Source organism: Streptomyces sp. NPDC001594, assembly GCF_042893675.1.
Taxonomy (GTDB): domain Bacteria; phylum Actinomycetota; class Actinomycetes; order Streptomycetales; family Streptomycetaceae; genus Streptomyces.
In genome coordinates this window covers 1-26,689 of sequence record NZ_JBIAVB010000025.1, presented here as the reverse complement: position 1 = coordinate 26,689, position 26,689 = coordinate 1, and the positions used below count along the sequence as shown (strand labels likewise).

General features: G+C 71.2%; 27 protein-coding genes. 10 read left to right on the top strand and 17 right to left on the bottom strand.

Going from position 1 to position 26,689, the window contains the following annotated elements; all coding sequences use genetic code 11:
- Positions 1 to 14 precede the first annotated feature (14 nt).
- Complete coding sequence (locus ACFY0O_RS34990) at positions 15 to 785, bottom strand: response regulator transcription factor (protein ID WP_358898453.1); 771 nt, start codon at positions 783 to 785, stop codon at positions 15 to 17.
- A gap of 231 nt (positions 786 to 1,016) precedes the next feature.
- Here ACFY0O_RS34990 and ACFY0O_RS34985 point away from each other — a divergent pair, with 231 nt between their 5' ends.
- Positions 1,017 to 1,631 (top strand): ScbR family autoregulator-binding transcription factor, encoded by a 615-nt coding sequence (locus ACFY0O_RS34985; protein ID WP_257790384.1) that lies wholly within the window; start codon positions 1,017 to 1,019, stop codon positions 1,629 to 1,631.
- A 140-nt stretch (positions 1,632 to 1,771) separates the two neighbouring features.
- On the opposite strand, the gene ACFY0O_RS34980 is transcribed toward ACFY0O_RS34985, so the two are convergent.
- The 4 genes from ACFY0O_RS34980 to ACFY0O_RS34965 form a co-directional block, all read right to left on the bottom strand.
- Positions 1,772 to 2,731 (bottom strand): SRPBCC family protein, encoded by a 960-nt coding sequence (locus ACFY0O_RS34980; RefSeq protein ID WP_388954490.1) that lies wholly within the window; start codon positions 2,729 to 2,731, stop codon positions 1,772 to 1,774.
- A gap of 76 nt (positions 2,732 to 2,807) precedes the next feature.
- Positions 2,808 to 3,071, bottom strand: a complete 264-nt coding sequence (locus ACFY0O_RS34975; protein ID WP_365153191.1) for a phosphopantetheine-binding protein — start codon at positions 3,069 to 3,071, stop codon at positions 2,808 to 2,810.
- Between the two features lie 154 nt (positions 3,072 to 3,225).
- Positions 3,226 to 4,047, bottom strand: coding sequence for an AfsR/SARP family transcriptional regulator (locus tag ACFY0O_RS34970; RefSeq protein WP_045946957.1), 822 nt, complete (start codon positions 4,045 to 4,047; stop codon positions 3,226 to 3,228).
- Between the two features lie 325 nt (positions 4,048 to 4,372).
- Positions 4,373 to 5,194: an AfsR/SARP family transcriptional regulator gene (locus ACFY0O_RS34965; RefSeq protein WP_358898448.1), complete on the bottom strand. Its 822-nt coding sequence runs from the start codon at positions 5,192 to 5,194 to the stop codon at positions 4,373 to 4,375.
- A gap of 1,174 nt (positions 5,195 to 6,368) precedes the next feature.
- Between ACFY0O_RS34965 and ACFY0O_RS34960 the strand changes: the two genes are divergently transcribed.
- The gene (locus ACFY0O_RS34960) at positions 6,369 to 7,370 is read left to right on the top strand and encodes a ScbA/BarX family gamma-butyrolactone biosynthesis protein (protein WP_388954487.1); all 1,002 of its coding nucleotides are present in this window, start codon (positions 6,369 to 6,371) and stop codon (positions 7,368 to 7,370) included.
- Here ACFY0O_RS34960 and ACFY0O_RS34955 read toward each other — a convergent pair.
- Positions 7,358 to 8,230: an SDR family oxidoreductase gene (locus ACFY0O_RS34955; protein ID WP_388954485.1), complete on the bottom strand. Its 873-nt coding sequence runs from the start codon at positions 8,228 to 8,230 to the stop codon at positions 7,358 to 7,360. The genes ACFY0O_RS34960 and ACFY0O_RS34955 overlap by 13 nt on opposite strands.
- A gap of 138 nt (positions 8,231 to 8,368) precedes the next feature.
- Here ACFY0O_RS34955 and ACFY0O_RS34950 point away from each other — a divergent pair, with 138 nt between their 5' ends.
- On the top strand, positions 8,369 to 9,025 hold the full coding sequence (locus tag ACFY0O_RS34950) for a ScbR family autoregulator-binding transcription factor (RefSeq protein ID WP_388954483.1): 657 nt from the start codon (positions 8,369 to 8,371) through the stop codon (positions 9,023 to 9,025).
- Between the two features lie 230 nt (positions 9,026 to 9,255).
- Positions 9,256 to 9,729: a GNAT family N-acetyltransferase gene (locus ACFY0O_RS34945; RefSeq protein WP_358898443.1), complete on the top strand. Its 474-nt coding sequence runs from the start codon at positions 9,256 to 9,258 to the stop codon at positions 9,727 to 9,729.
- Here ACFY0O_RS34945 and ACFY0O_RS34940 read toward each other — a convergent pair.
- The 3 genes from ACFY0O_RS34940 to ACFY0O_RS34930 form a co-directional block, all read right to left on the bottom strand.
- On the bottom strand, positions 9,726 to 10,712 hold the full coding sequence (locus ACFY0O_RS34940) for an AraC family transcriptional regulator (RefSeq protein WP_388954479.1): 987 nt from the start codon (positions 10,710 to 10,712) through the stop codon (positions 9,726 to 9,728). The genes ACFY0O_RS34945 and ACFY0O_RS34940 overlap by 4 nt on opposite strands.
- Before the next feature lie 76 nt (positions 10,713 to 10,788).
- On the bottom strand, positions 10,789 to 11,628 hold the full coding sequence (locus tag ACFY0O_RS34935; protein WP_388954476.1) for an NAD(P)H-binding protein: 840 nt from the start codon (positions 11,626 to 11,628) through the stop codon (positions 10,789 to 10,791).
- 73 nt (positions 11,629 to 11,701) lie between these two features.
- Positions 11,702 to 11,911, bottom strand: a complete 210-nt coding sequence (locus ACFY0O_RS34930) for a DUF4287 domain-containing protein (RefSeq protein WP_388954474.1) — start codon at positions 11,909 to 11,911, stop codon at positions 11,702 to 11,704.
- A gap of 192 nt (positions 11,912 to 12,103) precedes the next feature.
- Between ACFY0O_RS34930 and ACFY0O_RS34925 the strand changes: the two genes are divergently transcribed.
- Complete coding sequence (locus tag ACFY0O_RS34925; protein WP_388954472.1) at positions 12,104 to 12,652, top strand: flavoprotein; 549 nt, start codon at positions 12,104 to 12,106, stop codon at positions 12,650 to 12,652.
- A 9-nt stretch (positions 12,653 to 12,661) separates the two neighbouring features.
- Here the strand turns inward: ACFY0O_RS34925 and ACFY0O_RS34920 are convergent, their stop codons facing one another.
- The 6 genes from ACFY0O_RS34920 to ACFY0O_RS34895 form a co-directional block, all read right to left on the bottom strand.
- On the bottom strand, positions 12,662 to 13,168 hold the full coding sequence (locus ACFY0O_RS34920) for a DinB family protein (protein WP_388954470.1): 507 nt from the start codon (positions 13,166 to 13,168) through the stop codon (positions 12,662 to 12,664).
- A gap of 175 nt (positions 13,169 to 13,343) precedes the next feature.
- Positions 13,344 to 14,165: a BTAD domain-containing putative transcriptional regulator gene (locus tag ACFY0O_RS34915; protein WP_388954467.1), complete on the bottom strand. Its 822-nt coding sequence runs from the start codon at positions 14,163 to 14,165 to the stop codon at positions 13,344 to 13,346.
- A gap of 146 nt (positions 14,166 to 14,311) precedes the next feature.
- Positions 14,312 to 15,040 carry a ScbR family autoregulator-binding transcription factor gene (locus ACFY0O_RS34910; protein ID WP_388954465.1) on the bottom strand — a complete coding sequence of 243 codons (729 nt, stop codon included), beginning with the start codon at positions 15,038 to 15,040 and terminating at the stop codon, positions 14,312 to 14,314.
- Positions 15,041 to 15,137: 97 nt separating this feature from the next.
- The gene (locus tag ACFY0O_RS34905; protein ID WP_388954462.1) at positions 15,138 to 15,986 is read right to left on the bottom strand and encodes a BTAD domain-containing putative transcriptional regulator; all 849 of its coding nucleotides are present in this window, start codon (positions 15,984 to 15,986) and stop codon (positions 15,138 to 15,140) included.
- Between the two features lie 239 nt (positions 15,987 to 16,225).
- On the bottom strand, positions 16,226 to 16,873 hold the full coding sequence (locus ACFY0O_RS34900) for a ScbR family autoregulator-binding transcription factor (protein WP_388954460.1): 648 nt from the start codon (positions 16,871 to 16,873) through the stop codon (positions 16,226 to 16,228).
- A gap of 209 nt (positions 16,874 to 17,082) precedes the next feature.
- Entirely contained in the window at positions 17,083 to 17,820 is a 738-nt protein-coding gene (locus ACFY0O_RS34895) for a TetR/AcrR family transcriptional regulator (protein ID WP_388954458.1), read from the bottom strand.
- 166 nt (positions 17,821 to 17,986) lie between these two features.
- Here ACFY0O_RS34895 and ACFY0O_RS34890 point away from each other — a divergent pair, with 166 nt between their 5' ends.
- The 5 genes from ACFY0O_RS34890 to tpg all read left to right on the top strand — a co-directional run bounded on the left by ACFY0O_RS34890 (position 17,987) and on the right by tpg (position 23,779).
- Positions 17,987 to 18,658, top strand: coding sequence for a ScbR family autoregulator-binding transcription factor (locus ACFY0O_RS34890; RefSeq protein WP_388954455.1), 672 nt, complete (start codon positions 17,987 to 17,989; stop codon positions 18,656 to 18,658).
- Between the two features lie 123 nt (positions 18,659 to 18,781).
- Complete coding sequence (locus ACFY0O_RS34885) at positions 18,782 to 20,035, top strand: AAA family ATPase (RefSeq protein WP_388954452.1); 1,254 nt, start codon at positions 18,782 to 18,784, stop codon at positions 20,033 to 20,035.
- Positions 20,032 to 20,940, top strand: a complete 909-nt coding sequence (locus tag ACFY0O_RS34880; RefSeq protein WP_388954449.1) for a ParB/RepB/Spo0J family partition protein — start codon at positions 20,032 to 20,034, stop codon at positions 20,938 to 20,940. Before ACFY0O_RS34885 ends, ACFY0O_RS34880 begins: the two co-directional genes overlap by 4 nt.
- A gap of 118 nt (positions 20,941 to 21,058) precedes the next feature.
- On the top strand, positions 21,059 to 23,221 hold the full coding sequence (tap, locus tag ACFY0O_RS34875; RefSeq protein ID WP_388954446.1) for a telomere-associated protein Tap: 2,163 nt from the start codon (positions 21,059 to 21,061) through the stop codon (positions 23,219 to 23,221).
- A gap of 3 nt (positions 23,222 to 23,224) precedes the next feature.
- Positions 23,225 to 23,779, top strand: a complete 555-nt coding sequence (tpg, locus tag ACFY0O_RS34870; protein ID WP_388954443.1) for a telomere-protecting terminal protein Tpg — start codon at positions 23,225 to 23,227, stop codon at positions 23,777 to 23,779.
- A gap of 302 nt (positions 23,780 to 24,081) precedes the next feature.
- On the opposite strand, the gene ACFY0O_RS34865 is transcribed toward tpg, so the two are convergent.
- The gene (locus tag ACFY0O_RS34865; protein WP_123996001.1) at positions 24,082 to 24,555 is read right to left on the bottom strand and encodes a MarR family transcriptional regulator; all 474 of its coding nucleotides are present in this window, start codon (positions 24,553 to 24,555) and stop codon (positions 24,082 to 24,084) included.
- A complete protein-coding gene (locus ACFY0O_RS34860) occupies positions 24,552 to 25,268 on the bottom strand; it encodes a hypothetical protein (RefSeq protein WP_260614478.1) in 717 nt (238 codons plus the stop codon). The genes ACFY0O_RS34865 and ACFY0O_RS34860 overlap by 4 nt, the downstream gene beginning before the upstream one ends.
- Between the last annotated feature and the right edge of the window lie 1,421 nt (positions 25,269 to 26,689).

The window sequence follows — 26,689 nt, the reverse complement described above, 5'->3', positions numbered from 1 at the left end:
TCGGTGCGGACGGTTCAGCCCTGGCCGAACCGGAAGCCGACGCCGCGGATGGTGATGATCCAGTTGGCGCCGATCTTGTTGCGGAGCGTGCTCACGTGCGTGTCGACGGTGCGGCGGGACCAGGAGTCGCCCCAGACCTGCTGCATCAGCATCTTGCGCGGGATGACCGTGTCGGGGTGCGAGGCGAGGAGGTAGAGCATGTCGAACTCCTTGCGGGTGGTCTCGACGGGCTCCCCGTTCAGCGTCACCTCCCGGGTGCCGGCGTCGATGCGCAGCGGTCCGCAGGTGATGGTGGCGGCGGCGGGTCTCGACGGCCGGGCGCGGCGCATGACCGCCTCCATACGGGCCATCAGCTCGCGGAAGCCGTAGGGCTTGACCAGGTAGTCGTCCGCGCCGGCCTGCAGGCCCAGGACCCGGTCCAGCTCGCTGCCGCGGGCGGTGACGGCGATGACGGGGATCTCGTGGGCGGCGCGGATGCCCCGGCAGACCTCCAGCCCGTCGAGGTCGGGGAGTTCCAGGTCGAGGAGGACGAGGTCGGCGTCGGCGTAGCCGCGCAGCGCCTCGCTCCCGGTGCCGACGATGTCCACTTCGTGTCCGTGCCGGCGCAGGCCGCGCGCCAGCGTCTCGGCCTCCATCGTGTTGCTCTCCACGATGAGGACCCGCCACAGTGCCGACGGGGCCGCCGCGTGCGGTGGCACCCTCAGTCCCTCGGCCGGTAGGAACCCACCGTTCGCCCCCGCGGCGGTTGTGTGAGGTTCCAGTACAGCGAACGTCCGCTGGTTCATCTGCCCCCCTCCCTCAAGCTCAGTCGAGCCAACGTCAACGAAGATACAAACCGCTTCGTCGGTTTGTCAAAGCCTGCAAATCGCGGCAAGGTTCGCGATAAGTGGATCGAATCAGGCCACAGCGGGGCAGGAATCGCCGTTGATCAAGCCATCAGAGGCAGGCGGCGCGCTCTTCCAATACCAACGGGGCGGTTTAATAATAGAAGGAAACTGATACAGGAGCTATGCGTGATGAAACAAGAACGCGCCGTCCGAACCCGTCAAGCACTGCTCGAGTCAGCGGCCACGGTGTTCGGACGGCGCGGGTACGCAGAGGCGACGCTGAACATGATCAGCGTCGGCGCCGGAGTGAGCCCGGGCGCGCTCCACTTCCACTTCGAGAACAAGGCGGCCGTCGCCCAGGCCGTCGAGGCCGCAGGGGCCCGGACCCTGCGCGCGGTCACGCGCGAGGTGTACACCCGGCGGACGTCGGCCCTCCAGGCCCTGGCGGACAGCTCCCAGGCGCTCGCCGGGCTGCTGCTGTCCGACGTCGTGGCCCGGGCCGCCTTCCAGCTGAACCGGGAGCCGGCCTACCCGTCGTCGTTCGCCCTGCCCAGGGAGTGGCACGACTACGTGTACCGGCTGCTCGTCGAGGCCGCGGAGGAGGGCGCCCTGCTGCCCGGGCTCAACCACCGCAACGTCGCGACGACGGTGGTCGCGGCCACGCTGGGCTTCGAGGCCCTCGGCCGTGACGACCCCCAGTGGCTCGCCCCGCGGACGCTGGCCGGGTTCTGGCGGGTGGTGATGCCCTGTCTGGCCGCGCCCGCCGTGCTGCGCGAACTCGACACGGCCGGGCGCGGGAGCTGACGCGCCCGTGGCCCGCCGCCGCACGCCGCGGCGGCGGGCCACGGACCCGCGCGGGAACACCCCGAACACCCCGAACATCCTGAACACCCGGCGCAAGCGGCAGACGCGACGCACCCGGACGACCACAGGACCGTACGGGCTCACACCGACCGCAGGGCCCTGACCGGCTCCCCCGCGTACTGCCCGGCCGCTCCGAGCACGGCCCGGCCCTCCTTCCCGAGCAGCTCGCGCACGTACCGGCGCGCCCGCCCCAGTTCCGCGCCGGGCCCCAGCACCCGCTCCACCGCCCGCTCGTCCAGCAGGACGTCGTTGCGGCACACCAGGGTCAATCCCGCCGGATCAGGCTCCACCGACCACTCCCCGGCGTGCGCCACGAGCAGCGGGTGCGGCCGGGTCCGCTTGAAGACGATGCGCCCGGCCGCCGGGAAGCACACCCGCACCTCCTCCACCGGGTACGAGGAGCCGTCCTCGGCCAGGTGCGCCAGCCGGGCGCGCTGCACCCCGGGCCGGTCCTCCACCACCTCGGCCTCCGCGACGTGCGCCACCCGGCCGGGCCAGGAGCCCGCCTCGTAGAGGAAGGAGTGCACCGGCTCGGCGGGCCCCTGGATCCGTACGGACTCCTCGAAGGACAGCAGCAGCCCCTCCAGCCGCCGCCACCGCTCGGCGACGGCCCGCAGCCCGTCGGCCACCGCCCGCCCCCGCGCCCCCGCCTCGGCGAGCACCCGCTCCGTGCCGGGCCCCTGCGCGACGGTGAGCTCCTGCTCCAGGAGCAGCCGCGACCAGCCCGGCGCCAGCTCCTCCACGCGCCAGCTGCCGCCCGCCCCCGTCACGGGGCCGGCGGGCCGCTCCTCGCGGAAGTCCACGCGCCGCCGCCCGGCGTCCAGCGCCCGCCGCCACATCGACCGCCGCGGACGGCCGTCCGTCCCCGCCCAGTGGGAGTACCGCTCGACGCTGCCGTCGAAGTCCAGCCGCTCCGTGTGCACGGTGTCCGGCAGGAACAGGGGCCACGGAGCGGTATCGGCCACCAGGGCGTACAGGACACCGGCCGGCGCGGCCGCGTCGACCGCGTACGAAAGCCGGTGCACTCGCTCGACAGACATCGGACACCCTTCTCTCGGCGCTAGCCACAGATCCTGTCGCGGTCCGCCGGAGTCCGGACGGACCGCCGCTGGAGCATCAGACCGCGGCCCGGCTGCCCAGGACGCGGTTGACCAGCTCGAGGAAGCGCCGGGGGGTGTCGCCCAGTTCGAGGAGCTCCCCGTCGAGGAGGACGTCGAACTTGCGCTCGATGGAGCCGGTGGTCTGCAGGACGGACAGCGAGTCGTAGCCGAGCTCGTCCCAATAGAGGTCCTGGACCTCCTCGGTCAGCTCGACGCACTCCTCCTCGCCTCCCCAGATCCGCAGGATGCGGGTCAGGTCGGTGAGTTCCAGCCGGTGCATGGGTGTGCCTCTCTCCAGGTCCGCCGGCGTGGCGACGCATACCGGGTCGCCAGGAGCCTGGCCGAGGGTTCTGGAGGGACACTCACACCGGGCCCCAGCCCCGCTGGAGCCCCGCCACCACACCGCCCGGCCGTCAGGCCGTCCCCTGATATACCTAGGCGGCGTACAGATCGAAGGTGGAGCTGCGACGCGGTCCCGCGACCACGTCCAGCGCGGGGTCCACCCGCAGCATCGCCTGGTGCAGGCGCTGGAGCTGCTGCGAGGGCTCCACCCCCAGTTCGCCGATCAGCCGGGCGCGGAGCCGGCGGTAGACGTCCAGGGCGGTCGCCTGCCGGCCCGAGCGGTACAGGGCCACCATGGCCTGCGAGTGCAGGCCCTCGTGCTGCGGGTTGCGGGCCATCAGCTCGGTGAGCTCCGCGAGGAGTTCGGTGTGCCGGCCCAGCCGGAGGTCGACGTCGATGCGCCGCTCGGTGGTCACGAGCCGGCTCTCGGCGAGCCGCAGCACCTCGATCTCCAGGATCGGCCCGACCCGTACGTCGACCAGGGCGGGGCCCTGCCACAGGTCGAGCGCCTTGCGCAGCAGGTCCGCGGCGCGCTCGTCGTCCCCCTCGTCGAAGGCGTTCTGGCCCGCGGCCGCGAGGGCCTCGTAGCTGTGGACGTCCACGGACTCCTGCGGGATCTGGAGCAGGTAGCCCCCGTGCCGCGTGGCGAGCACGTCCTTGGCCGTGCCCGGGGCGCCCGGCCCCATGGCGGTGCCCAGCCGGCGGCGCAGCTGGAGGATGTACGTCTGCAGGGTGGTGAGCGCGCTCTCGGGCAGCTTGGTGCCCCAGATCTCCTCCATGAGGGTCGGTACGGGCATCACCCGGCCCGGGTAGAGCGCGAGAAGCGCCAGGATCTGACGCGGCTTGCCCGCCGTAGGAACGATCGATGCCCCGTTGACCTCGGCACTCAAAGGACCCAGAACCTGAATCTCCACGGTCTCCCCGTCTCCCCTCCACATTTCGTCGAGATACCCTCGGTTATCAGTATTCGACCCGATGACGGTAAGGCAGCCCAGGGCAACATCACCGGGCACTCAAGCCGACGTCGAGCGGACCTCCGAAACGGGCGAACAGACGACGGATTCCCAGCACAAGATTCCGACAGGACGTCAAACCCCGTGCTCAGCCCATGGATCGAGCTCGTCGCAGCTGTTCCGATTCCCGGCTGTGCAAAATGCATCTCAGGTTTTCCGGCAGCTTCTGCAAAAGACCTGACAAAGATTTCTCATATCAGCTGCCGGTATTCGTGCTCCGCCGGGCTCAGCCGACCCGCGCGAGCCGCTTGCGCGCGGTCTCGGGAGATTCCGCCGGGCTCTCGGGGCTGCTCATCAGGATCGAGCGCTGCAGGCTGCGCAGCGCGGCGGACGGCTCGATGCCGAGCTCGCGCACCAGGGTGGAGCGCAGCCGCTGGTAGACGCTGAGCGCCTCGCCGCGCCGGCCCGAGCGGTGCAGGGCGAGCATGAACTGCCCGTGCAGGTTCTCGTGGATGCGGTAGCGGCTGGCCAGCACGGTCAGCTCCGCGAGCAGCTCGCGGTGCCGGCCGAGCCGCAGGTCGGCCTCGATGCGCTGGTCGAGCGCGCACAGCCGGGTCTCCTCCAGCCGGCGGGTCTCCATGTCCAGCTGCACGCCGCCGTCGACGTCGGCGAAGGCCGACCCCGACCACAGGGCGAGGGCCTCGCGCAGCAGCCGCGCCGCCGTGGGGAAGTCCCCGGCGTCCATGGCCCGGTAGCCCATCCCGGCCAGCCGGTCGAATTCGCGGACGTCACTGGTCCCGCCGCCGCTGTTGAGCATGTAACCGCCGGGCAGCGTCACCAGCACGTCCTTGGCGGTGCGCGACCCGTCGGTGCCCTCCAGCGCGGTGCCGATGAGGCCCCGCAGCTGGAGCACGTAGGTCTGGAGCGTGGTCCGGGCGCTGCGCGGCGGCTCGTTCCCCCACAGCTCCTCGATGAGCGCGGCCACCGGCACCACCTGGTCCGCGTGGAGCGCGAGCAGCGCCAGCACCTGGCGGGGCTTGGCGGCAGTGGGAGTGATCGAGACCCCGTTCTCCCGCACGGTCAGTGCGCCCAGTACATCGATGTCCACGCCGTACTCCCCTGCTTCGTCCTTGGATGAGCCCTCGAAGTTCGCTGGAACGAGGAAAAAACAGCTGAGCCGGTTTGTCAATACCAAACCGGCTGTACCGTTTTTCTTCGACGGCCCCTCCCTGAATCACCCTCGCAACCCGTGTTGACCTGCGGCTTCAATGGTCACAGGGAGTCGGCCAACGCCTGTCTCCGACGTAACGATCAAGGAAACCCCCCACTCCGAGGCCTGGAGAGTGGCGCGAAACGGCAGGAAACAGACCGCAAAGTTGGCTGATTCTCGCTGTTGAAGGGGTGCAGTGGGGCGGTCGGCCCGCATCCAGGACCCCTCAGGGGCCAGCAGTATGCAATTTCGGGCCCAGTACAAACCGCTTTCGCGGTTTACTGAAGCGCAATCTTGGTCGCCTGACGACGGAGCCCTGCCAGAGCACCGCTGGAGCACGGCTTGAAACGGGGGGAGGCGCCCCCCTCCGCACGAGGGGCCGCCGCGCGCATTCGGGCCATGCCCCGCACGCCACAAGGCCGTTCGCCGGTACGGCCGGCCCCTGCGCACGGAGCCGGCCAACGGTCCGCCGATGGCCGGTTTTCAGGTGTCCGGATGCCGGACCGTCCCACGGCGCCGGGAGCCCCCCGGACATCACCTTCACAGAGGTAAACGATTGGATGCCCTCACGAACGCTCGCGGCCCCACGGGGACCCTCCCCGACGCCCCCGCCCTGCGCGCCCGACCCGAGGCGGGGCCGTCGCAGGCGTCGGCCAAGGTGGAGCAAGTCCGTACCAGCGGCGTGACGTTCGGCGGTGGTCGGCGGCCCGCCCGCCGACCCGCCCGGCGGGGCCGCCCCCACTCCGCTCCCGAACCACCCCTCTTCGGTCCGCAAACGGAAGAACCCCCTCACTCCGGCACCCACCGCCTCCCCTCCTCCCCGGCCGCCCCCCCGCCCGCAGCTAAAGGATCACTCTTGACGCGCTTGAGATGCTTCTCGGCGTGTGGCGGAGATTCACCTGCGGTCAACTGGCGGAGACCTGGGGAAACATGTGACCGAAGGTTGGCCGGAATCGACTCCTCCGCATATTTCGCCACCGATGCTCCGGCTACCCCTGGAGAAAAAACCGGTTGGTATATATTTTTCTGACCAGTCACACCTGTTTCTGGTCAGCGCTGTCTAGGGGGAACAATGAGCGCGAGCACGTTTCATGCCGAGCGCACTGCGGTCTACGACCCGGCATGGCGGGCTACATCTTCACCAGCGAAGCGGCCCAGTTTCCGCTTCCCGTCACTCACGGCCACCGTTCCGAAGGAACTGGTGCATCGCGCGTCCGTGGCCGAAGTCCTGCTCACCGACTGGCAGCGCGTCGACGAGGCCCGCTTCTCCGTCACCGCCCAATGGCCGCGGAGCCACAGTTTCTTCACTCCGGTCGCGGGCGGTCACTACGATCCGCTCCTCTGCACAGAAACGATTCGTCAGATCGGCAGTCTGCTGGGGCACGCCGAGTTCGCGGTCCCGTTCGGCCACCACTTCCTGTTGTGGGAGCTGAGCCTCACCGTCCACCCGGAGCACCTGCTGGTCGGTCACACGCCGGCCACCCTCGACATCGACGTCACGTGCACGGAGATCAAGAAGCGGGCGGGCCGCCTGTCCGGGCTCACCTACGAGTCGGTCGTGCGCCGCGACGGACACGTCCTCGCGACGGGGCGGGTCTCCTACACCTGCACCAGCCCGGCCGTCTACGAGCGGGTCCGGCCCGAGCACACCCTGCGGGCCGACCACCGACCGCTCCCGCTGACGGCGCCCACGGCGCCGCAGAGCGTGGGGCGGCTGTCCCCGACCGATGTGGTCCTCTCCCCCATCGGCGAGGCGGACCGCTGGCAGCTGCGGGTCGACACCCTCCACCCCGTCCTCTTCGACCACCCGGTCGACCACGTGCCGGGCATGGTGCTCCTGGAGGCCGCCCGGCAGGCCTCCGCCGCCGCGCTGGGACGGTCCTCCTTCCTGCCGCTCGGCATCGACAGCGAGTTCAAGCGGTACGTCGAACTCGACGCGCCCTGCATGATCAGCGCCGAGCGGCTGTACCAGGACGACCTGCCCGGAGCGCAGGAGGCCGTCCGCGTCACGGGGCGGCAGAACGGCGAGTTCGTCTTCGGCGCCACCGTGACGGCCGCGTCCTACGCCGGCTGACCGACCACGTCCGAGGGCGGCATGAACGCGGCCAGCTGCCCGGCCGCCCATGCCCGGAAGGTTCCCGCCGGCCTCCCGGTCACCTCCTCGACCGTGTCCACCACCCCGGCCTTGGCCCCGTCACGCTGCCGTTCGGCACTCCGCAGCAGCGCCTCGACGACGGGATCCGGATACCGGGTGCTCCAGAGGGAACGGGCCCCCTCCGGCCCCATCTCCTCATAGCGCAGCGCACGGCCCAGCAGCTCGGACAGCTGGGCCGTCTGTTCCACCGCCGTGAGCGCCGCCGGCCCGGTCAGCACGTGGACCCGGCCGGCGTGCCCCGGCTCGGTGAGCGCGCGCACCGCTACCTCGGCCACGTCCCGCGGGTCGACGCAGGAGTTCGCCGACGTCCCGTACAGCGCGCGCACCACCCCGGCCGAGCGGACCGAGGACGCCCAGGACAGGGTGTTGGACATGAAGGAGCGCGGGCGCAGCAGCGTCCACTCCATCCCCGAGCCGCGCAGCAGGTCCTCGTTGCCCCGCTGCCACCGGGTGATCAGGTCGTCGGCCCGGCTGTCCTCCACGGCCGCGGCCGAAAGCTTCACCACGTGCCGGACACCGGCCTCCCGCGCCGCGCGCAGGAACCGCCGGTCGTCGTCGCGGCCCACCCGGCTGGTCACGAGGAACACGCTGTCGACCCCCTCCAGCGCCCGGTCCAGAGATTCCGCTTCGTCGTAGTCCCCTGGAACGATTTCGGCCTTCGCGGGGGCGTCCGTGACGCGTGCGGGCTGCCGGGCCATGACCCGCACCGGCACCTCCGGGGCGAGGTGGCGCAGCACCTCGCGTCCGATCGTTCCGGTGGCACCCGTCACGAGCATCATGGTCTATTTCTCCTCATATCGGGCTTAGAGAGCGACTACGGGGTTGGCGTCGGCATTACCCGCTGTAAGCTACGTACGGGACGGACGGTTTGCACAGCGCTTCCGACGCTCCGAGGATTCTTGTGGAGAGGAGCCATCGTGGCTGAGCAGGTCCGCGCCATCCGTACGCGCCAGGCGATCCTGAGCGCGGCGGCCAAGATCTTCGAGGAGCGGGGCTACCAGGCGTCCACGATCTCCGAGATCCTCACCGCGGCGGGTGTGACCAAGGGAGCCCTCTACTTCCATTTCCAGTCGAAGGACGACCTGGCGCAAGGGGTCCTCAACGCGCAGAACCAGAATCTGGTGCTGCCGGACCGTGCGGCCAAGCTCCAGGAGGTCGTGGACATCGTGATGCTCCACACCTACCGTCTGCAGACCGACCCCATGGTCCGGGCCGGAGTCCGTCTGACCATGGACCAGCTGGCGGGCGACCTCGACCGCAGCGGCCCGTTCCGCAACTGGGCGGTTCCCGTCCGGGACCGGCTGGAGAAGGCACAGGCGCAGGGCGAGCTGCTGCCCCACGTGATCCCGTTCGAAACCGCCGACGTCATCGTCGGCGCGTACGCGGGCGTCCAGTCGATGTCGCAGGCCCTCAGCGACTACGAGGACCTGACCACCAGGGCCAGCGCCCTGCTGCGCCACCTGATGCCCAGCGTCGCCCAGTCCTCGGTGCTCGCCTCCCTGCACATGGGTGAGGAGCGGGCGGCCGAGGTCTTCCACGAGGCTTCGGCCGCGGCGGCCGGCGAACCGGCGTAGCCCTCGGCGGACGCCGGGCGCTCCGCGTGTACCGGCGGGGCGTCCGCGCTCCGCCGGCCCTTCGAGCGCCGTTCACAGCGCCCGGCCGTCCGGTCCACCCGTCTGCCGTCGGCGGTTCGCAGACCGCCGCCACTCCTGCCCCTCAAGGTGTTCCCCTCCCCTGGCTGCAGGCCTAAAGATACCGCACGCCCCGTTCTTTTCAAGCGCTTCTCACGCACTAGGCTGCGCGCATGATCAGCTCATCGCTCCGCCTGGTGCCGGTCACCCCGGACAACTTCGACGCGGTCTGCGCCGTACGGGTCCACCCCCGCCAGGAACACCTCGTCTCCCCGGTCATGAAGTCCCTTGCCGAGGCCTACGTCCACGGTGAGACCGCCTGGCCCCGCGCCGTGGTGGACGGCGACGAGGTGGTCGGTTTCGTCATGGCCTTCCTGGACTACCAGTGGGACCCGGCGAAGGACCCGGAGGACATCCGCTCCGGCCTGTGGCGCCTGAACATAGCGGCCGACCGGCAGGGCAAGGGCTACGGCCGCTTCGCCGTCGAGGCGGTCACGGAGGAGATCCGCCGCCGCGGCGGCACGCGGGTGTACGTCACCTGGAAGCCGGCCGAGCACAACCCGGAGCCCTTCTACCTCTCCCTGGGCTTCCGTCGTACCGGCGAGGTCAACGGCGGCGAACCGGTGGGCGTCCTCGACCTCGGCTAACCGAGCACCACGGTCCCCGCCGCCCCCACCGGACCCCCCGCCTGCCCCGCCCCCGCCCGGAACTCCCGCGGGCTCACCCCCCGGACCCGCTTGAAGGCCGCCGACAGCGCGAACGCGCTGCCGTACCCCACCCGCCGCGCCACCGACGCCACCGTGGCGTCCGGCTCCCGCAGCAGGTCGGCGGCCAGGGCGAGGCGCCAGCCCGTCAGATAGGCGACGGGCGGCTCCCCGACGAGCTCCGTGAAGCGCCGGGCCAGCGCGGCCCGCGACACCCCCGCCCGCCGCGCCAGCTCGGCCACGGTCCACCCGTGGGCGGGGTCCTCGTGCAGCAGCCGCAGCGCCGCCCCCACGACGGGATCGTCCTGCGCCCGGCACCAGCCCGGGGCCCCCGCCCCCGGCGCGGCCAGCCAGGCCCGCAGCACCCCGATCAGCAGCAGGTCGAGCAGCCGGTCCAGCACGATCTCCTGGCCCGGCTCGTCCCGCGCCACCTCCGTGGCGAGCAGCGTGATCAGGGTGGCGTCGGCGGCCCCCGCCGGGCGGACCAGCACCGCGGGCAGCGCGCCCAGCAGCCGCCCCCCGATCTCGCCCGGCGCCTGGTACGTCCCGCTCAGCATCACCGCCGCACCGGCCCCCGGCCCCGGCCGGCCCCAGGTCCGCACCCCGAGCGCCAGCCGCTCACCGAGGTACTCCCCCTCCGGCGAGACGCACCGCTGGTCGGGCCCCACCGTGACCTCCACCGGGGTGTCCGGCGAGTCCGCCAGGGTGTACGCCCCGGGCCCCCGTACGACGGCCACGTCACCGGGGCCGATCAGCACCGGCTCCCCGTCGTCGGGCAGCAGCCAGGCCGGACCGCGCACCATCGAGACCACCGACAGCGGCGCCCGGTCCTCGATCCGCACGGCCCACGGCGGGTCGAAAACGGACTTCAGCAGGACGGCACCACGGGCCTTGGGCCCGTCCAACAGCCCGGTCAACGCGTCCATGGGCCCCCCTCCCCATCCCATCCTCGTCCCCACGGCCCCTCAGGCCCCCCACTTCCCCCAAGACCCCCACGATCCGTCACACGTCCCAGACCCCGGTCGCCGCCGCCTCCCGCGCGTAGTCCGCGAAGTCCCTGGACCGACGCCCGAGCACCTCCTCCACCCCGTGGACCAGGTGTGCGTTGCGCCCGTCCAGGATCAGGGCGAACAGCTCGGCGAACTCCTCCGGGAGCCCCTCCTGCCGCAGCGCCGCCCGGAACTCCCCGTCGGAGACCGGGACGTACGCGATCTCCCGCCCGGTCGCCTTCGACAGCTCGGCCGCCACCTCCCCGAAGGACAGCAGCCTCGGCCCCGACAGCTCGTAGGTCCGCCCGGCGTGCCGGCCGTCGGTCAGCGCGGCCACCACCACGTCGGCGATGTCACCGGCGTCCACGAAGGGTTCGACGGCGTCCGCCACCGGAAGGGCGATCTCCCCGGCCCGCACGGACTCCAGGAAGAAGCTCTCGTCGAAGTTCTGGTTGAACCAGCTGGCCCGCACGACCGTCCAGTCGGCCCCGGAGTCCTTCAGCCGGTCCTCGGCGAGCCGGGCCGCCTCCTCACCGCGCCCCGACAGCAGCACCAGCCGGCCCGCCCCGGCCGCGACGGCCGCCTCCGCGAAGGCCCCGACCTGGTCGGCGGCCCCGGGGAAGGCGAGGTCGGGCTGGTAGGTGACGTACACCCGGTCCACGTCACGCAGCGCCGGCCCCCAGGTGGCGGGCGCGTGCCAGTCGAAGGCCGGCTCCCCGGTCCGCGACCCGATCCGCACCTCCCGCCCCTGGATCAGCAGCCGCTCCGCGACGCGCCGCCCGGTCTTGCCGTGGCCCCCGATGACGAGGGTCTTCTTCGTCCCGCTCGTGTTCGTGTTCGTCTTCGTCGTCATGAGAACCAGTCAATCCCCCCGCGGCGAGACGCGACATGGCCCAGACGCTCGCTCCCATACGCGTGCGTCCAGCTCACCCACGCTTCTCGGCGAGGGTGTACGCGACGAGGGCGTTGGCGTGTCCGTGCCCGATCCCGTGCTCGCTCTTGAGCCAGGAGACCAGCTCCATGTGCCTGGTCAGGGGAGAGGTCCGGATCAGTTCCGTCCACTCGGCGACGGGACGGCCGTACTTCTTCTCGATGGAGGGGAAGTAGCTCGTGGGGCCCTTCACCGGCTCGCTCATGTCGTGACTCCTCGTAGGTGTTCCGTGCGAACGGCTCCCGTCCACACAGGGGTAGACCGCCCCTCACCCGAAAACTCATCGCGGATCCCGAGCATTTTTTCCAACGCCCCCACCCCCGGTACCACCAGGCTCCTGCCGATCTGCCGGACCCTCAGGACACCCCCGCGCCGGGCATGTGATCCCATGATCCACATGACGAGGACTCTCTACCTGTTCTGCTCCGCCGCCCCGCCCGTCTTCGACGTGGCCCACGTGATCGAAGACGCCCAGTCGCGCGGCTGGGACGTCTGCGTGGGCCTGACGCCGACGGCGGCGCAGTGGGTGTCCGGGAGCCTCGACGGCCTCGCCGCCCTGACCGGCAACCCGGTCCGCTGGCAGTACAAGCTTCCCGGGGAACCGGACGTGTGGCCGCCGGCGGACGCCGTGCTGTTCGCCCCCGCCACCTTCAACACGGTCAACGCCTGGGCCCTGGGCCTCACCGACCGGTTCACCGTCGGGGTCGTCGCCGAGGCCCTCGGCAAGGGCGTCCCGGTGGTCGCCATGCCCTGCACCAACGCGGCGCTCGCCGCGCACCCCCAGTTCGAGCAGTCCCTCGCCGTCCTGCGCGGCGCCGGCGCGGAGCTGCTGTTCGGCGAGGGCGGCTTCGTCCCCGGCCCGGCCGGCCAGGACGCCCCGGCGCACTTCCCGTGGCAGACCGCCCTGGACGCGGTGGACCGGGCCGCCGCCGAGCGGGCCGTCTGAGCGGGGGGCCTACTCGCCCGTGACCCCGTCGATCGCCTCGCGCAGCAGGTCCGCGTGCCCGTTGTGCCGGGCGTACTCCTCGATCATGTGGGCCAGGATGTAGTGCAGCGAGTACGGCTGGTCGCCGAAGTGCCCCCGCACGTCGAGGGATTCGGCGGCAGCCACGATCTTCCGCGAGCGCTCGCACGCCTCCTCCCAGATCCGGAAGGATTCGCCCGGGTCCGCGTCCTCGACGTGGAACTCCGTCCACTCCCCGGCCTCGTTCTTCGGGAAGAACCCGCGGACGTCCTCCCCGGCCAGCACGTTGCGGAACCAGCTGCGCTCCACCTCCGCGAGGTGGCGCACGAGCCCCAGCAGGCTCAGCCCGGACGGCGGGACGGCCTTGCGCCGCAGCTGCTCGTCCGTCAGGCCCGCGCACTTCATCCGCAGGGTGTCCCGCTGCCACTGCAGGACGCTGGTCAGGGTGGCCCGTTCGTCGCCCACCAGCTCGGGCGGGGTGCGCCGTTCATCGCTCATCGGCCGATGATCACACCACGGACCGCACCCCACCGGCCTTTCCACATACTGGACGACGCCCCACCCTGCGGCCGGCCCACCCTGCGCTCCGCCCAACAGCCCGTCCCCCAGCCCGCCACCCGCCGCCACCGCAGCCGCCCGCACGCCCTCCCTCGCCGATCGGCGCCCCGCCGCGCTACGCCGCGTAGAGGTCGAAGGTCGACCCCCGCCTGGGCCCCGCCACCACGTCCAGCGCGGGGTCCGTCCGCAGCATCGCCTGGTGCAGCCGCTGGAGCTGCGGCGACGGCTCGACCCCCAGCTCCGCGATCAGCCGCCCGCGCAGCCGCCGGTACACGTCCAGCGCGCTCGCCTGCCGCCCGGACCGGTACAGCGCGACCATCAGCTGCGAGTGCAGCCCTTCGTGGCGGGTGTGCCGGGCGCCCAGATCGGTGAGCTCGGCGAGGAGTTCGGTGTGCCGCCCGAGCCTCAGATCGGCGTCGATCCGTCGCTCGACGGTGACGAGCCGGCTCTCCTCCAGCCGCATCACCTCGATCTCCAGGACCGGCCCCACCCGTACGTCGACCAGCGCCGGCCCCTGCCACAGCGCGAGCGCCTCCCGCAGCAGCGCGGCCGCGCCCGCGTCGTCACCGCCTTCGAAGGCGGCGTGTCCCCGGGTGACCAGCCCCTCGTACACGTGGGCGTCCACGGCGCCGGGCGGCACCTGGAGCAGGTACCCGCCGTGCCGTGTCGTGAGGACCTCCTTCGCGGCCCCCGGCCGGCCGGGCCCCATGGCCGTGCCGAGCCGCCGGCGCAGCTGGAGGATGTACGTCTGCAGCGTGGTCAGCGCGCTGTTGGGCAGCTCCTGCCCCCAGATCTCCTCCATGAGGGTGGGCACCGGCATCATCTGCCCGGGGTGCAGCGCGAGGAGGGCCAGGATCTGACGCGGCTTGGACGCCGTCGGCACGATCGAGTCCCCGTCGACCTCCGCACTCAGCGGACCCAGAACCTGAATCTTCATGGTCTCCCCTCCTCAGTCCGTCGCTTCGCCCCGCTCCTCCGCATCCCGCCGCGCCGGCTCCCGCCCGGCCCCGGCAGGACCTCTTGCCGCCAGGACCGGACCGGTTCCTCCACGGCCCGGCCCCGGCAGGTCTCACACCCGGGGTCCTAGACCCCGCTCCCGAGGAACTCGTAGCTCCGTTCCCCGTCCGCCACCCGCACGTCACGGGCCGCCCGCGTCCGGTAGTCCCGCGCCCGCTCCGCGCCGACGAGGCTCGGCAGCAGCAGCCCCCACAGGGCCGCCACCTTCCGCTGGAGTTCCACGTAGGACAGCCCGGTCCCGGCCAGGACCTCGATCCCGCAGACGGCCGCGGCCACCAGCGCCTCGGCGCTCTCCCACCGGTCGGCGGCCCGGCCGCCGTCACCGGCGCGGTCCCCGCCGTCCAGCCCGTCGGCCGGCGGGTCCAGCGGGAGCTCGCCCACGTCCCGTGCCATCCGCAGCAGTTCGCACACCGCCGCCAGCCACGCCTCGTGGAAATCCACCGCGGGCGGCTGCTGACCGGCGCACTCCTTCGTGATGCGGAAGCTCGCCGGGATCGCGGGATCCTCGTGCAGCGTCCGCGCCAGCCAGTGCGTGGTGTCGATGAGGGCCTGCAAGGGCGAGGCCCCGCTCTCCCGCAGCCCCCGCACCGCCTCGTGCAGCAGGCCGCAGCCGCGCTGCTGGACGGCGTCCGCGAGCTCGTCCTTCGAGGCGAAGTGGAAGTACAGCGCGCCCTTCGTCACCCCGGCCGCACCCGCGATCTCGCCGAGCGTCGCGTTGGCGTAGCCGTTGCGGTGGAACAACTCGGCCCCGGCGAAGAGCAACCGCCTGCGGGTCCGCTCCGACCTTTCCTGCACCGCTCCGTCTCCTTCCGCCCCCCGCTGCGTCCTTGGCCGCCCCCCGGCCGTCTCCCGGCCGGCGCCGTCGGCCTGGGACCGGCACCGGCCGCGCGGGTCAGGCCCGAACGAGGTGGTCGGCCCGCGCACCCGTTCCGGCCACCGCGGCGGCCACCGGAGCCGCCTTGCCGACACCGCCCTCCGGACCCGCCATCAGGATCGACCGCTGCAGGCGGCGCAGCGTGGTCGACGGCTCCAGCCCCAGGTCCCGCACGAGCGTGGCGCGCAGCCGCTGGTACACGTCCAGCGCCTCACCGCGGCGGCCCGAACGGTGCAGGGCGAGCATGAACTGCCCGTGCAGGTTCTCGTGGGTGCGGTACCGGCTCACCAGCACCGTCAGCTCCGCGAGCAGCTCGCGGTGGCGGCCCAGCTTCAGGTCGGCCTCGATGCGCTGGTCGAGCGCGCACAGCCGGGTCTCCTCCAGCCGGCGCGTCTCCATGTCCAGCTGCACGCCGCCCTGTACGTCGGCGAAGGCGGGCCCGGACCACAGGGCGAGCGCCTCGCGCAGCCGCTGGGCGGCGACCGGGAAGTCACCCGCGTCGATCGCCCGGTAGCCCAGCCCGGCCAGCCGGTCGAACTCCCGCACGTCGCTGGTCCCGCCGTCGCTGTTGAGCAGGTAGCCGCCGGGCAGCGTGACGAGCACGTCCTTGGCGGTGCGCTCCCCCTCGGTGCCCTCGAGGGCGGTCGCGATCAGGGCGCGCAGCTGGAGGACGTACGTCTGCAGGGTGGTGCGCGCGCTGCGCGGGGGCATCGACCCCCACAGCTCCTCGATCAGCGCCGACACCGGTACGACCTGGTCGGCGTGGAGGGCCAGGAGCGCCAGGACCTGCCGGGGCTTGGGGGCGGTGGGAGTGATGGAGATCCCGTTCTCCCGCACGGCGAGTGCGCCCAGTACATCGATGTCCACGTCGTACTCCCCTGTCCTTTGGATGAGTCGCAAGAGTCAGTAGAAAACAGGCCGGACGGTTTGTCAATATGAAACCGGGCAGCCAGTTTCCGCCTCGGCGAGATCGCAACGCCGCTCAGCAAACCCGCCTGACCTGGCGTTTTATGGGCTCACACACCCACACGTGCCAGTACGGCTCTCAACGGCCGCCTCGCAACAGCAGCCATATAACACCCCCAGAGACCAAAAAATCAAACCAGTCAGTCTGTTTCCTCTTCATCAAACGCCTCGACAAACGCCTCGACGAGGACCGCAGCCGCCGCCTCACCACCCGCGATCCCCGGCAGGACCACGGTCCAGATCCGGTGCAGCAGCTGCCGGGCCTCCTGGTCGGCCTCGAACCCTCCCAGCCCGTCGAGCCCCACCGTCAACGCCACCACCAGGTCCGTCGCGTCCTGCGGGGACACCCCCTCGGCCAGCAGCCCCGCCCGCTCCGCGCCGACCAGCAACTCCTCTACCCACGCCCGCCACTGCCGGCGCAGGTCCATCCGGCCGCTGTGCGTGGTGTCCGCGCACAACGCGAACGCGGCCCGCACCGCGACGTCCTCGGCCAGCAGCGACAGCATCGTGTAGGTGGACCCGACCAGCACCCGCAACGGCCCGCCGGCCCGGTCACGCTCCCCCTGCACCGCGGCCGCCTCCCGCAACGCCCGCCCGGCCCGCTCCTCCACGGCCAGGGCGAGGGAGGTCTTGCCGTCGAAGTGGAAGTGCAGGGCGCCGGAGGTGACCCCGGCCCGCCGGCTGATCTCGGCGATCGACGCGGCGGTGAACCCCTCCTCCGCGAACACCTCCGCGGCGGCGTGCACCAGCGACTCCCGCGTGCGCGCGGCACGTTCCTGCTTGACCATGGGGGGCTCTCCACACATCCGCCGCATCAGCGGTCCGCCCCGCAGAAATGGGGTACAAGACATCCTCCGCCACAGCCGGTCCGCCCACCGGAGCCGGACCGGACTCCCACCGGAGCACACCCCCCGTTAACGCCGTTAACACCCACCCGCACCCCGAGCACCCTGCCCCCTGAACCATTAACGCCGTTAACGCCCCCACCCACCCGGGGTCAGGACCGAGCCCGCCGCTCCACGAGCAGCCCGACCCCGTCGAGGATCCGCTCCAGCCCGAACTCCAGCCCCTGGTCCTGCCCCCCGTGCACGGCCTGCGACCCCAAGGCCGCCGCCAGCGCCGGATAATCATCCCCCCGCTCGCGCACCACCTCCCCGAGCACGGCCCCCAACTCGGCGTCCACCCCGCCCGCGCCCCCCGAGGCCCGCTCCTGCTCCACGATCCCCCGCACGTGCCCGGCCACCAGCACCACCACGTCCATGGCCTCCGCCCCGCTCAGCCCGCGCCCCTCCAGCGCCGCCAGCGCCCGCTCCAGCCAGCCGACCTCCCGCGGCCCGAGCACCCGCGCCCCCACGGTGGCGTCCAGCACCCACGGATGCGCCCGATACCCCTCCAGCAACTCCCGCGCCCACACCCCGAGCCGCTCCCGCCACCCCGCCCCGGCCCCGGCCAGGGCCACGTCCAGCGCCCCGCCCGGCTCCGGCAGGGCCGCCTCCACCATCAGCGCGACGAGCTCCGCCTTGCCGGGCACATACCGGTAGAGGGCCATCTTGGTGACCCCCAACCCGGCGGCCACCCCCTGCATGGAGACCCCGCCGAGCCCCTCCGCATCGGCGATCCCCACCCCCGCCGCCGCGATCTGCTCCAGCGTCAGCCCCCGCCGGGGCCCCCGCGCCGGCGTCACCGGCGGCCCCCAAAGCAACCGCACCGCCATCCCCCGCTGCCCGTCCGCCACCCCACGCTCCCTCACCCCGAACACCAAAACCGCGTCCACGGTACACAAACAGGCGACCCCCCTCTACTAACCGCCTTAAAAGTACTGGTCGACTGGTTTTTTTTCGCAGCCTCCTATTAGATTGATCTTCAATACCGCCGGACGAAACCGACATCAGGAGACACACGTGGCGAGGGTCAGGCAGGAACGGGCCGAGATCACCCGACAGGCGATCCTCGACGGCGCGGCCATCGCCTTCGATCACGCCGGCTTCGGCGGCACGAGCCTCAGCGACGTCGTCAAGCACGCCGGAGTCACCAAGGGCGCCCTCTACTTCCACTTCCCCTCCAAGCAGGCCCTCGCCCGCACCCTGGTGGAGGAGCAGTTCCAGGTCTCCGCAGGCGTCCCCGAAGCCCTCGACGACCCCGGCCTCCAGACCGTCATCGACCTCACCCACCAGATGGCCTTCGGGCTGCGCACCAACGTCCGCATCCGCGCCGGCATCCGCCTGGTCATCGAGTTCGGCTCGTTCACGGACCCGGACCCCTCCCCGTACAACTCCTGGATCGAGACCTGCCGCAGCTGCCTGACGCCGGCCCAGGAACGCGGCGACCTACTGCCCTCGGTCGACGTCCACGACCTGTCGACCTTCCTCGTCGGCTCGTTCACCGGCGTCCAGGTCACCTCGTACGTCCGCACCGGCCGCGAGGACCTGCACGCCCGGCTCGTCGACCTCTGGACCTACCTCCTCCCCGGGATCGTGCCCCCCGACCGCCTCCCCCTCTTCGACCCCGAGGGCTCCCCCGAGTGCCGCAGGCAGCTCGAACTGCCCACCGCCCCACCCCTCCCCCTCCCCTGACACCCCCTCCAGGGCGGCCCCGCACCCCGCGGAGCCGCCCTTTCGCATGCCCGGGCCCATTTCGTTAGCAAAACCCAAGCGTGGCGCCTCCACAGACCCAAGAACGTTAGTAAAGTCCCTCTCATGACTTCGCCCTCGTCCCCGAACGACCGAGAGAAGGTCGTCTCCAAGCTCCCCCCGTGGCTCCGCCAGGAGTTGAAGATCCGCACCGCCCAGCTGCGGGTCGACATCCAGGACGCCGTCCACCAGGGCATCGCCCACTGGAGCGCCCTCGCCTCCGCCCCCTCCCCCGTCGACACCTCCGGCGCCGAGTCGTTCTCGACATGGCTGCCCGCCGGCCAGTGGGACTCCTTCCGCACCGGCTCCAAGGACCGGGGCGTCTCCCTCATCCAGGGCCTGGCCCAAGCCGTGCACCTCTGGCTGGAGATGAACCCGGCCCCCACCGTCCAGCGCCCCTCGGTCGTCCGCCGCATCGTGGTGTGCAACCAGAAGGGCGGCGTCGGCAAGACCGCCATCACCGCCGGCACGGCCGAGGCCCTCGCCGAGGACCCCGCGACCCTGCACCCCGTCCGCATCGCCCGCCAACTGGCGAAGCTCGCCGATCCCGACGCAGCACACGCCACCCCCACCACCCCCCTGGACCTCGAAGACCTCCCGGGCCTGGGCATGCGCGTCCTGCTCGTCGACTTCGACCCCCAGGGCCACCTCACCAAGCAGCTCGGCCAGCAGCCGCTCCCCATCGGCGGCGACAGCCTCACCTGCCACATGGCCGGCGAGGCCAAGGGACCCCTCCAGGACCTCATCGCCCGCATCGAGCACGACCGCTTCGGCGACCGCCTCCACCTGCTGCCCGCCTGCACCGACGCCTTCCTCCTCGATGTCCGCCTCTCCACGGTGCGCGCCCGCGAAGCCGCCCTCGAACGGGCCCTCGCCCCCGTCGAGTCCGACTACGACGTCATCCTCATCGACTGCCCGCCCAGCCTCGGCCTGAGCATGGACGCGGCGATCTACTACGGCCGCCGCCGCGACGCCGAACAGCCGGGCGCCTCGGGCGCGCTGATCGTCGTCCAGGCGGAGGACTCCTCGGCCGACGCGTACGACCTCCTCACCTCCCAGATCAACGACCTGCGCGACGACCTCAGCCTGGACATCGACTATCTCGGCCTCGTCGTGAACCTCTACGACGGCCGCCGCGGCTACATCGCCACCAGCTCCCTCCAGGCCTGGATGGACATAAAGGATCCGCGGGTCGTGGCGATCGTCCCCGACCTCAAGGAACAGCGCGAGTCCGTCCGCCTGAAGCAGCCCCTCTTCGTCTACGCCCCCAACGGCGACCAGGCCGTCGCCCTGCGCGCACTCGCCCGGGAGATCTCATGAGCAGCAAGGCCGACAAGCTCGGCGTCTCGGCGTCCTTCGCACGGGCCCAGCCCGTCGGCGTCAGCTCCCGCCGCGCCGCCATCGCCGAAGCCACGGGCGCCCCCACCTCCGGTGTGGTCCCGCCCTCCGAGGTCCCCATCGAGGCCCTGGCCCACAACCCGTTCAACCTCCGCGAGGACCTCACCGACCTCGACGAGCTCGCCCAGTCCCTCGCCGTGCGGGGCCAGCTCCAGCCCCTGGCGGTCGCGACCCGCATGGCCTTCATGGAGGCCCACCCGGGCGCCACCGACGGCCTCGGCCGCGCCCCGTACGTGGTCATCGACGGCAACCGCCGCCTCGCGGCCGCCCAGCTGGCCGGGCTCAAGACGATGCACATCCACGTCAACGACGCCCTGTCCGCCTCGGCCGCCGACATCCTCGAATCGGCACTCATCGCCAACGTCCACCGGGTCGACGTGGCCCCCATGGACCAGGCCCGCGCCCTCCAGGAGCTCGTCGACGTCCACGGCTCCCAGGCCCAGGTCGCCAAGCGGATCGGCAAGACCCCCGCCTGGGTCTCCCAGCGCCTGACCCTCCTCAACCTGACGCCCGAGCTCCAGGACAAGGTCGAGACGGGCGAGCTGAAGGTCGAGCCGGCCCGCCGCATCGGCCGCCTCCCCCAGGAGCAACAGGCGGCGGCCGCCACCGAGAGCATTAACGCCGTTAACCCCCCGCGCCAGCGCACCCGCCCGGCCCCCCCGACCGTTAACGCCGTTAACACCCCCACCCCACCCCCCTCCCCCACCCCCAACCCCCGTATCACGATCTCCGCCCAATCCCCGGAGACCATCGCGGACGCCCTCACCGCCCACCTGACCCCGGACGACCTCAAGGCCGTCACGGAGCTCCTGATGCAGCGCATCTGAACCGCACCACACACACGCCGGGGGCGCTGACGGCATTAACGCCGTTAACGCCCCCACGTGCGTTTCATGTGCGTTCAACCGTGCGGTTCACATAGGGTGACCCTGGAGGTAGCAAGCAATGAGCGAGACGAACGAGCAGACCACCCTCTTCGCGGCGGTCGACGCCCTGCTGGAGGAAGCCGCGGCCCAGGACGGCCTCCCCGTCCCCGACGAGCGCAAGCGCCTGCGCGAGGCCGCCGGCCTCAGCCAGGACCAGATCGCCAAGGCCCTGTCCGTCCGCCGCGAAACCGTCACCTCCTGGGAGACCGGCCGCACGGCCCCCCGCCCCCCCAAGCGCGCGGCCTACGCCCGCCTCCTGGAAGGCCTCGCCGCCCTCCACCCGGCCACCCCCACCGTTAACGCCGTTAACGCCCACGCCCCCACCCCCCAGCCCACCGTTAACGCCGTTAACACCGAGCCCCCCACCCCACCCACCCCCCAGCCCACCGTTAACGCCGTTAACGCCGAACCCCCCACCCCCCCTGCCACCGTTAACGCCGTTAACGCCGTTAACGCCCCCCCAACGACCCACCCCACCCCACCCCCCACCCGCCGCCCCTCCCCCCTCCCCCTCCAAGGCAACGGCCCCCTCGCCGTCCTGGACGGGGCCGGCCACGCCCACGCCGCAGGCGGCCTCCTCCTCACCCACCCCACCACCGACCTCCCCTCCCTCATCACCTGGGCCCTCAGCCCCGAAGCCGACCTCCGCGCCCCCCGCCTCCACCGCAACGGCAAGGACGGCGACCCCCTCCTCGTCCTCACCGCCCCCGCCGCCGAAAGCCTCGGCCTCCCCCTCACCCTCGAAGACCGCCGCAACCTCCGCCTCCCCGACAACCACCCCGTCATCAAGCAGCTCACCAAGGCCAAATGGCAGCTCACCCGGCGCGGCTTCGGCCCCTGGGCCCGCATCTACCGCCCGGCCTCCCCCACCACCGGACGCCAGTGCGTCCAGCTCGCGGTCCTCCCCTGGGGCGCCCTCGACTCCCGCGCCTGGGGCGAGGACACCGGCGACCTCCCCGCCCCCGAACTCGCCGAGCTGCTCTCCACCTACGCCACCCGCGTCCTCACCCCCCGCGGCTCCACCGCCGTCACCGGCCTCGAACTCATGACGGCCCTGCGCCCGCCCACCCGCGCGGTCCGCAACCCGGCGACCAACGCCTGGGAGTCCGCCCCCGTTCCCGGCTCCCTCACCCGCCCCGTCGACCCGGCCCCGCCCGAGGCCCCCGACGAACACCCGGTGGTCGCCGCCCTCTACCCCCGCTCGCACCAGCGCACCCCGGACCAGGTCCTCGACGAGGAGGCTTACGACTGGATCCGCGACCCGGAGCTCCTCACCGACGCCGAGTGCGCCCGCACCCACGCCGTGGGCATCGACGTGAACATGGCCTTCGCCGCCGCCGCGAACCGCCTCACCGTCGGCACCGGCCCCGCCGTCCACACCACCGCCCCCCGCTTCGACCCGAAGCTCCCCGGCTGCTGGCTCGCGGACCTCTCCTCCCTCTCCCTGGACCCCCGCCTCCCCAGCCCGTTCACCCCGCACGGCAGGCCCCCCACCGGCCCGGCCTGGTACGCGACCCCCACCCTGGCCTACGCCCAGGAGCTCGGCCACGACGTCCGCCCCACCGAGGCCTGGATCCGCCCGGAGCACGGCCCCTACCTCGACGCCTGGTACGCACGCCTCCGCGACGCCTACCTGGCCACGATGGCGGACCTCGGCATCACCACGGACCTCACGGAACCCGATTTCCTCACCGCCATGGAGACCTACAAACAGCGCGACCCCCTCCCCACGGCTGTCCTCTCGGCGATCAAGTCCACCGTCAAGGGCGGCATCGGCAAGCTCCGCGAACGCCCCCAGGGCGCCGGCTACCGCCCGGGCGAGCCCTGGCCCGCCCTCGAACGCCCCACCTGGCGCCCCGACATCCGCGCCGCCGTCATCTCCACGGCCCGCGTCAACATGCACCGCAAGATGCAGAAGCTCGCCACCGCCGCCGGCCTCCACCCCATCGCGGTCCTCTCCGACTGCGCGGTCTACCTCTCCGACGGCCCCAGCCCCCTGGACTTCCTCCCCCGCACCCCCGAGGGCAAGCCGCTCCCCGGCGGCTTCCGCCTGGGCGTCAGCCCCGGCATGGTCAAGCACGAGGGCACCCAGCCCCTCCTGTGGGCCGTCCAGCTCCTCGACGAACACCTCAACCCCGCCCGCCACATCAAGGGCCACGACGCGTCAGCAGACGGCGAGTAAGCAATGTCCGACATCTCCGACAGCCTCACCAAGGCCGACGAACAGCACTTCACCCGCCCCATCCCCAAGTCCGCGGGCGCCCAGATGCGCTACCTCGTCAAACAACTCAAATCCACGAAGAACGTGGCCACCCTCCTCGGCATCTCCCAACGCACGGTCGAGCGCTACGTAACGAACAAGATCAAGCAGCCCAAGCCGGCCCTGGCAGCCCGCCTGCACAACGAAGTACGCCGCCGCTGGCAGCCCCTGGTCCGCAAGCGCGCCCGCGAAAAGGCCGCCCGCACCACGGGCCTGGTCATCGAGACCCGCGCCCGCTTCGGCTTCACCGCCGCCCCGGGCACCACCGACGACGGCCGCATGCGCCGCATCACCCAGCACCTCCCCCCGGAGTACGCCGGACGCCTCCTCGCAGCCCAGGACACCGGCGCCACCGAAGCCCAACTCCGCCAGATCACGGCCGAAGCCCTCCAGGAGATCTACTTCAAGGACAACGGCACCCGCGCCGGCACCCTCCTGGTCGAGTTCACCGACATCGACTACGTCGACTTCGCCTTCTGACCCCCCCCTCACCCCCTGACGGCCCCCGCGATCCGCGCACGGAGCACGGCGGTCTCGACCACGAGCGGCCGCCACGGCGGCCAGTGCTGGAAGCGCGAATCCGGTATCAGCCACTGCACGAGCGCAGCCGCGTCCTCACCCTGATCACGGACCGCGCCAACGCCGAACCGACCGGCTGACCCCCAAGCCCCAGAAGCCCCCACAAGCCCCTCAAACCAATCGAGGGTCCCGGGATATCACCGGGACCCTCAAAGCCTCCTGAGAGGCCATCAGAGGCCTTCTCGGCCCCTCCCTCAAGCCATCTACCCCACAGCGTGCAAGGTCCGCCGCCGCTTCGACTCCGCAGCCTTCTTCGCCGCGGCCTGCGCCGCCCGCTTCTTCCGCTGCTCGGCGAGCTGGTCCTGATACTCCGCCACCGCCTGGTGGTAACTGGCCACGTACCCACGCGCGTCCAACCGCTCGTCGGCAGCCATCTCGTTCACGGCCGCGACCGCGTCCTCGAACGAGTTGTACCCGGCCAGCATCGGATTGATCTGGTACACGCCGTTCCTGACCTTCCGCACGAGCTTCGCCAGCTCCAGGCTACGCAGCGCGGCGTTGACGCTCGGCCTGCTCAGCTCCAGCAGCCCCCCGATGGTGGCCTGGTCGATCAGGATCCGCCCACCGGGCTCGCTCAGCGAACGCAGCTTCAGCAGCACACGGTACGCGGCAGGCGGAAGGTCCAGGTCGGAGAGAAGCCCGTCGGCGTTGACCGCAGCGAATCGCAAGGTGCTCACTGAGCTGTCCCTTCTTCCTTGCGCTGCGCCCGGCTCAGCCGGCGCGCAGCGCGCTCTTTGGACCGTTCGGCCCGCAGTTCCTCGATTGCCTGCCGCATGTGGTCCAGCGACGGGAACCGCACCAGGTCCGGCAGGCTCGTGTCGCTGCGAATCTGCGAAATGGTGCTGTGCTGCTCCACCTTCACGAACTCACCCGCCGTCTCCGTTCCCGGGATGAACTCGGCCACCCGGTAACTGTAGGGCGGGTTGAACTGGTACACACCCCGCCGCACCTTGAAGACGATCCCATGAGACATGACGGTGTGCAGCGCCTCCGACGTCTTTGTCCGACTGACATCCAGGATCGTAGCCATCTCCTCCTGGGTAAGTGGAATCCGCCCTCCCGCCCGCTGGCACGCGATCAGCAGCAGGATCAGCCTCAGGGGCAATGCTTCCCTGAAGTACTGGGCGATCACCAGGAAGAACTCCAGGCTGTCCATCGAGAACGCGTTCGGCTGGCTCTGCGTCCCGTAGAACTCCAGCGGCTTGCGCTCGCCGTCCAGGGTGAGCTTCCGGCTGGGGTACCGCTTCGCGAGGCTGTCCAGATCCTTGACCGGAGCCAGCGGCTGACTCCACGCCGAGATCGCGTCATCAACGGGGAGATCAGGACGCGGCGCGCGCGACGGACTCGGCCGGCGGCGCTGTGCTTCTGATGACACGAGGATGCTCTCCACTTCGTTGATCTGCAGAGAGAGTATGTCAACAAGGGTGACACTAATGTCACGCTCGTTGACGTTCGGCGTGTCTTGTGTCCCCCCAGGGGGGACACATCTCGGCCACGGCCTCCCCGGAGCGCCTCAACGACCCCCCTCACCCAACGACACCCCCCTCCGGTGCAGTTCACCGACACATCTCCGCAGAAACGTCAGTCTCCCCGACGTTTTAAGCGAAAAAGCGTCAGCCACGCTGACGTTTTGCAGCCGTTGTGTCCCCCCACCAGCGACACATCCCCCGAGTTATGTCCCTTCTGAGGGGACATAACTTTCCCCCCGCACCCCCTCTGACCTGCGGCAACGCATATCCGTACCCTCTATAGGCCGTCTCCTGCCGCGCTGCGCGCACTCAATGCCGTCGTGAACCCCCAGCACGAGCGCATTTCCTGACACCGAACCAGTCCAGCCACTCCACCGTCAGGGACCGGACACCCTGTCCGTAACCACGCAGAATCTGACTGATTCCTATCTCTATCCCCACATCACTTTGAATCACCCACCCAACCAACCATTAACGCCGTTAACACCCACGCCCCACCTCCAGACCACCTCCACCCACTTTCAACCACCCCCACCCCAACCCCTCAAGCCAACACCCCACACCCCACCCCACCTTCACCCCAACACTTCACCCAACAAGCCCCTCCACTAACCCCAAACCCCTCGAAAACCTCCAACCCCTAAAAACACCAGATCCCACCACCCACTACGCAAAAATGGAGCCCCACCCACCAGCCCACCCCCCCCCAGCAACCAGCACCCCTCACCTACCCCAGGACTCACCCCTCAAGGCCGGCAGCACAGCACCAAGGCTTCACGTACTCCAGAACCAAACTGCCCCCACAGAGCCCAGCGAGGCTGACTCTCCTCCATGCTCCGGAGCGAAGCGGAGGAACTGCTCGCCGGAGGCGAGCCCATGGTCCGCGAAGCAGACCACTGCCGAGCGCAGCGAGGCGGGGTTCCCTCATTCTGGAGTGAAACGGAATCGCTCACCAAAGGCGAGCCCCTGGCCTGCAAAGCAGGCCAGGCCCAAGCTCAGCGAGGAGTTTCCCTCCTCATACCGGAGCGAAGCGGAGGAATCCTCCCACCGGAGGCGTGGCTTTGGCTGGCGAGGCCGGCCCCCGAGCGCAGCGAGGGGACCTCAGTTCTCATTCCGGAGCGAAGCGGAGGAATCCCCCGCCGGAGGCGGGGCTTTGGTCCGCGAAGCGGACCACCCCCGAGCGCAGCGAGGGGGGTCCCTTCGATTCCGGAGCGGAGCGGAGGAAACCCTCGCCGGAGGCGGGGCTTTGGTCCGCGAAGCGGACCACCCCCGAGCGCAGCGAGGGGGGTCCCTTCGATTCCGGAGCGAAGCGGAGGAAACCCTCGCCGGAGGCGAGGCCTCG

Bases quoted from the DNA above. Each gene is read 5' to 3' on its own strand.
- ACFY0O_RS34990 (WP_358898453.1), bottom strand. From the start codon at position 785: ATGAACCAGCGGACGTTCGCTGTACTGGAACCTCACACAACCGCCGCG.
- ACFY0O_RS34985 (WP_257790384.1), top strand. From the start codon at position 1,017: ATGAAACAAGAACGCGCCGTCCGAACCCGTCAAGCACTGCTCGAGTCA.
- ACFY0O_RS34980 (WP_388954490.1), bottom strand. From the start codon at position 2,731: ATGTCTGTCGAGCGAGTGCACCGGCTTTCGTACGCGGTCGACGCGGCC.
- ACFY0O_RS34975 (WP_365153191.1), bottom strand. From the start codon at position 3,071: ATGCACCGGCTGGAACTCACCGACCTGACCCGCATCCTGCGGATCTGG.
- ACFY0O_RS34960 (WP_388954487.1), top strand. From the start codon at position 6,369: ATGAGCGCGAGCACGTTTCATGCCGAGCGCACTGCGGTCTACGACCCG.
- ACFY0O_RS34955 (WP_388954485.1), bottom strand. From the start codon at position 8,230: ATGATGCTCGTGACGGGTGCCACCGGAACGATCGGACGCGAGGTGCTG.
- ACFY0O_RS34945 (WP_358898443.1), top strand. From the start codon at position 9,256: ATGATCAGCTCATCGCTCCGCCTGGTGCCGGTCACCCCGGACAACTTC.
- ACFY0O_RS34940 (WP_388954479.1), bottom strand. From the start codon at position 10,712: ATGGACGCGTTGACCGGGCTGTTGGACGGGCCCAAGGCCCGTGGTGCC.
- ACFY0O_RS34935 (WP_388954476.1), bottom strand. From the start codon at position 11,628: ATGACGACGAAGACGAACACGAACACGAGCGGGACGAAGAAGACCCTC.
- ACFY0O_RS34930 (WP_388954474.1), bottom strand. From the start codon at position 11,911: ATGAGCGAGCCGGTGAAGGGCCCCACGAGCTACTTCCCCTCCATCGAG.
- ACFY0O_RS34925 (WP_388954472.1), top strand. From the start codon at position 12,104: ATGACGAGGACTCTCTACCTGTTCTGCTCCGCCGCCCCGCCCGTCTTC.
- ACFY0O_RS34920 (WP_388954470.1), bottom strand. From the start codon at position 13,168: ATGAGCGATGAACGGCGCACCCCGCCCGAGCTGGTGGGCGACGAACGG.
- ACFY0O_RS34915 (WP_388954467.1), bottom strand. From the start codon at position 14,165: ATGAAGATTCAGGTTCTGGGTCCGCTGAGTGCGGAGGTCGACGGGGAC.
- ACFY0O_RS34900 (WP_388954460.1), bottom strand. From the start codon at position 16,873: ATGGTCAAGCAGGAACGTGCCGCGCGCACGCGGGAGTCGCTGGTGCAC.
- ACFY0O_RS34885 (WP_388954452.1), top strand. From the start codon at position 18,782: ATGACTTCGCCCTCGTCCCCGAACGACCGAGAGAAGGTCGTCTCCAAG.
- ACFY0O_RS34880 (WP_388954449.1), top strand. From the start codon at position 20,032: ATGAGCAGCAAGGCCGACAAGCTCGGCGTCTCGGCGTCCTTCGCACGG.
- tap (WP_388954446.1), top strand. From the start codon at position 21,059: ATGAGCGAGACGAACGAGCAGACCACCCTCTTCGCGGCGGTCGACGCC.
- tpg (WP_388954443.1), top strand. From the start codon at position 23,225: ATGTCCGACATCTCCGACAGCCTCACCAAGGCCGACGAACAGCACTTC.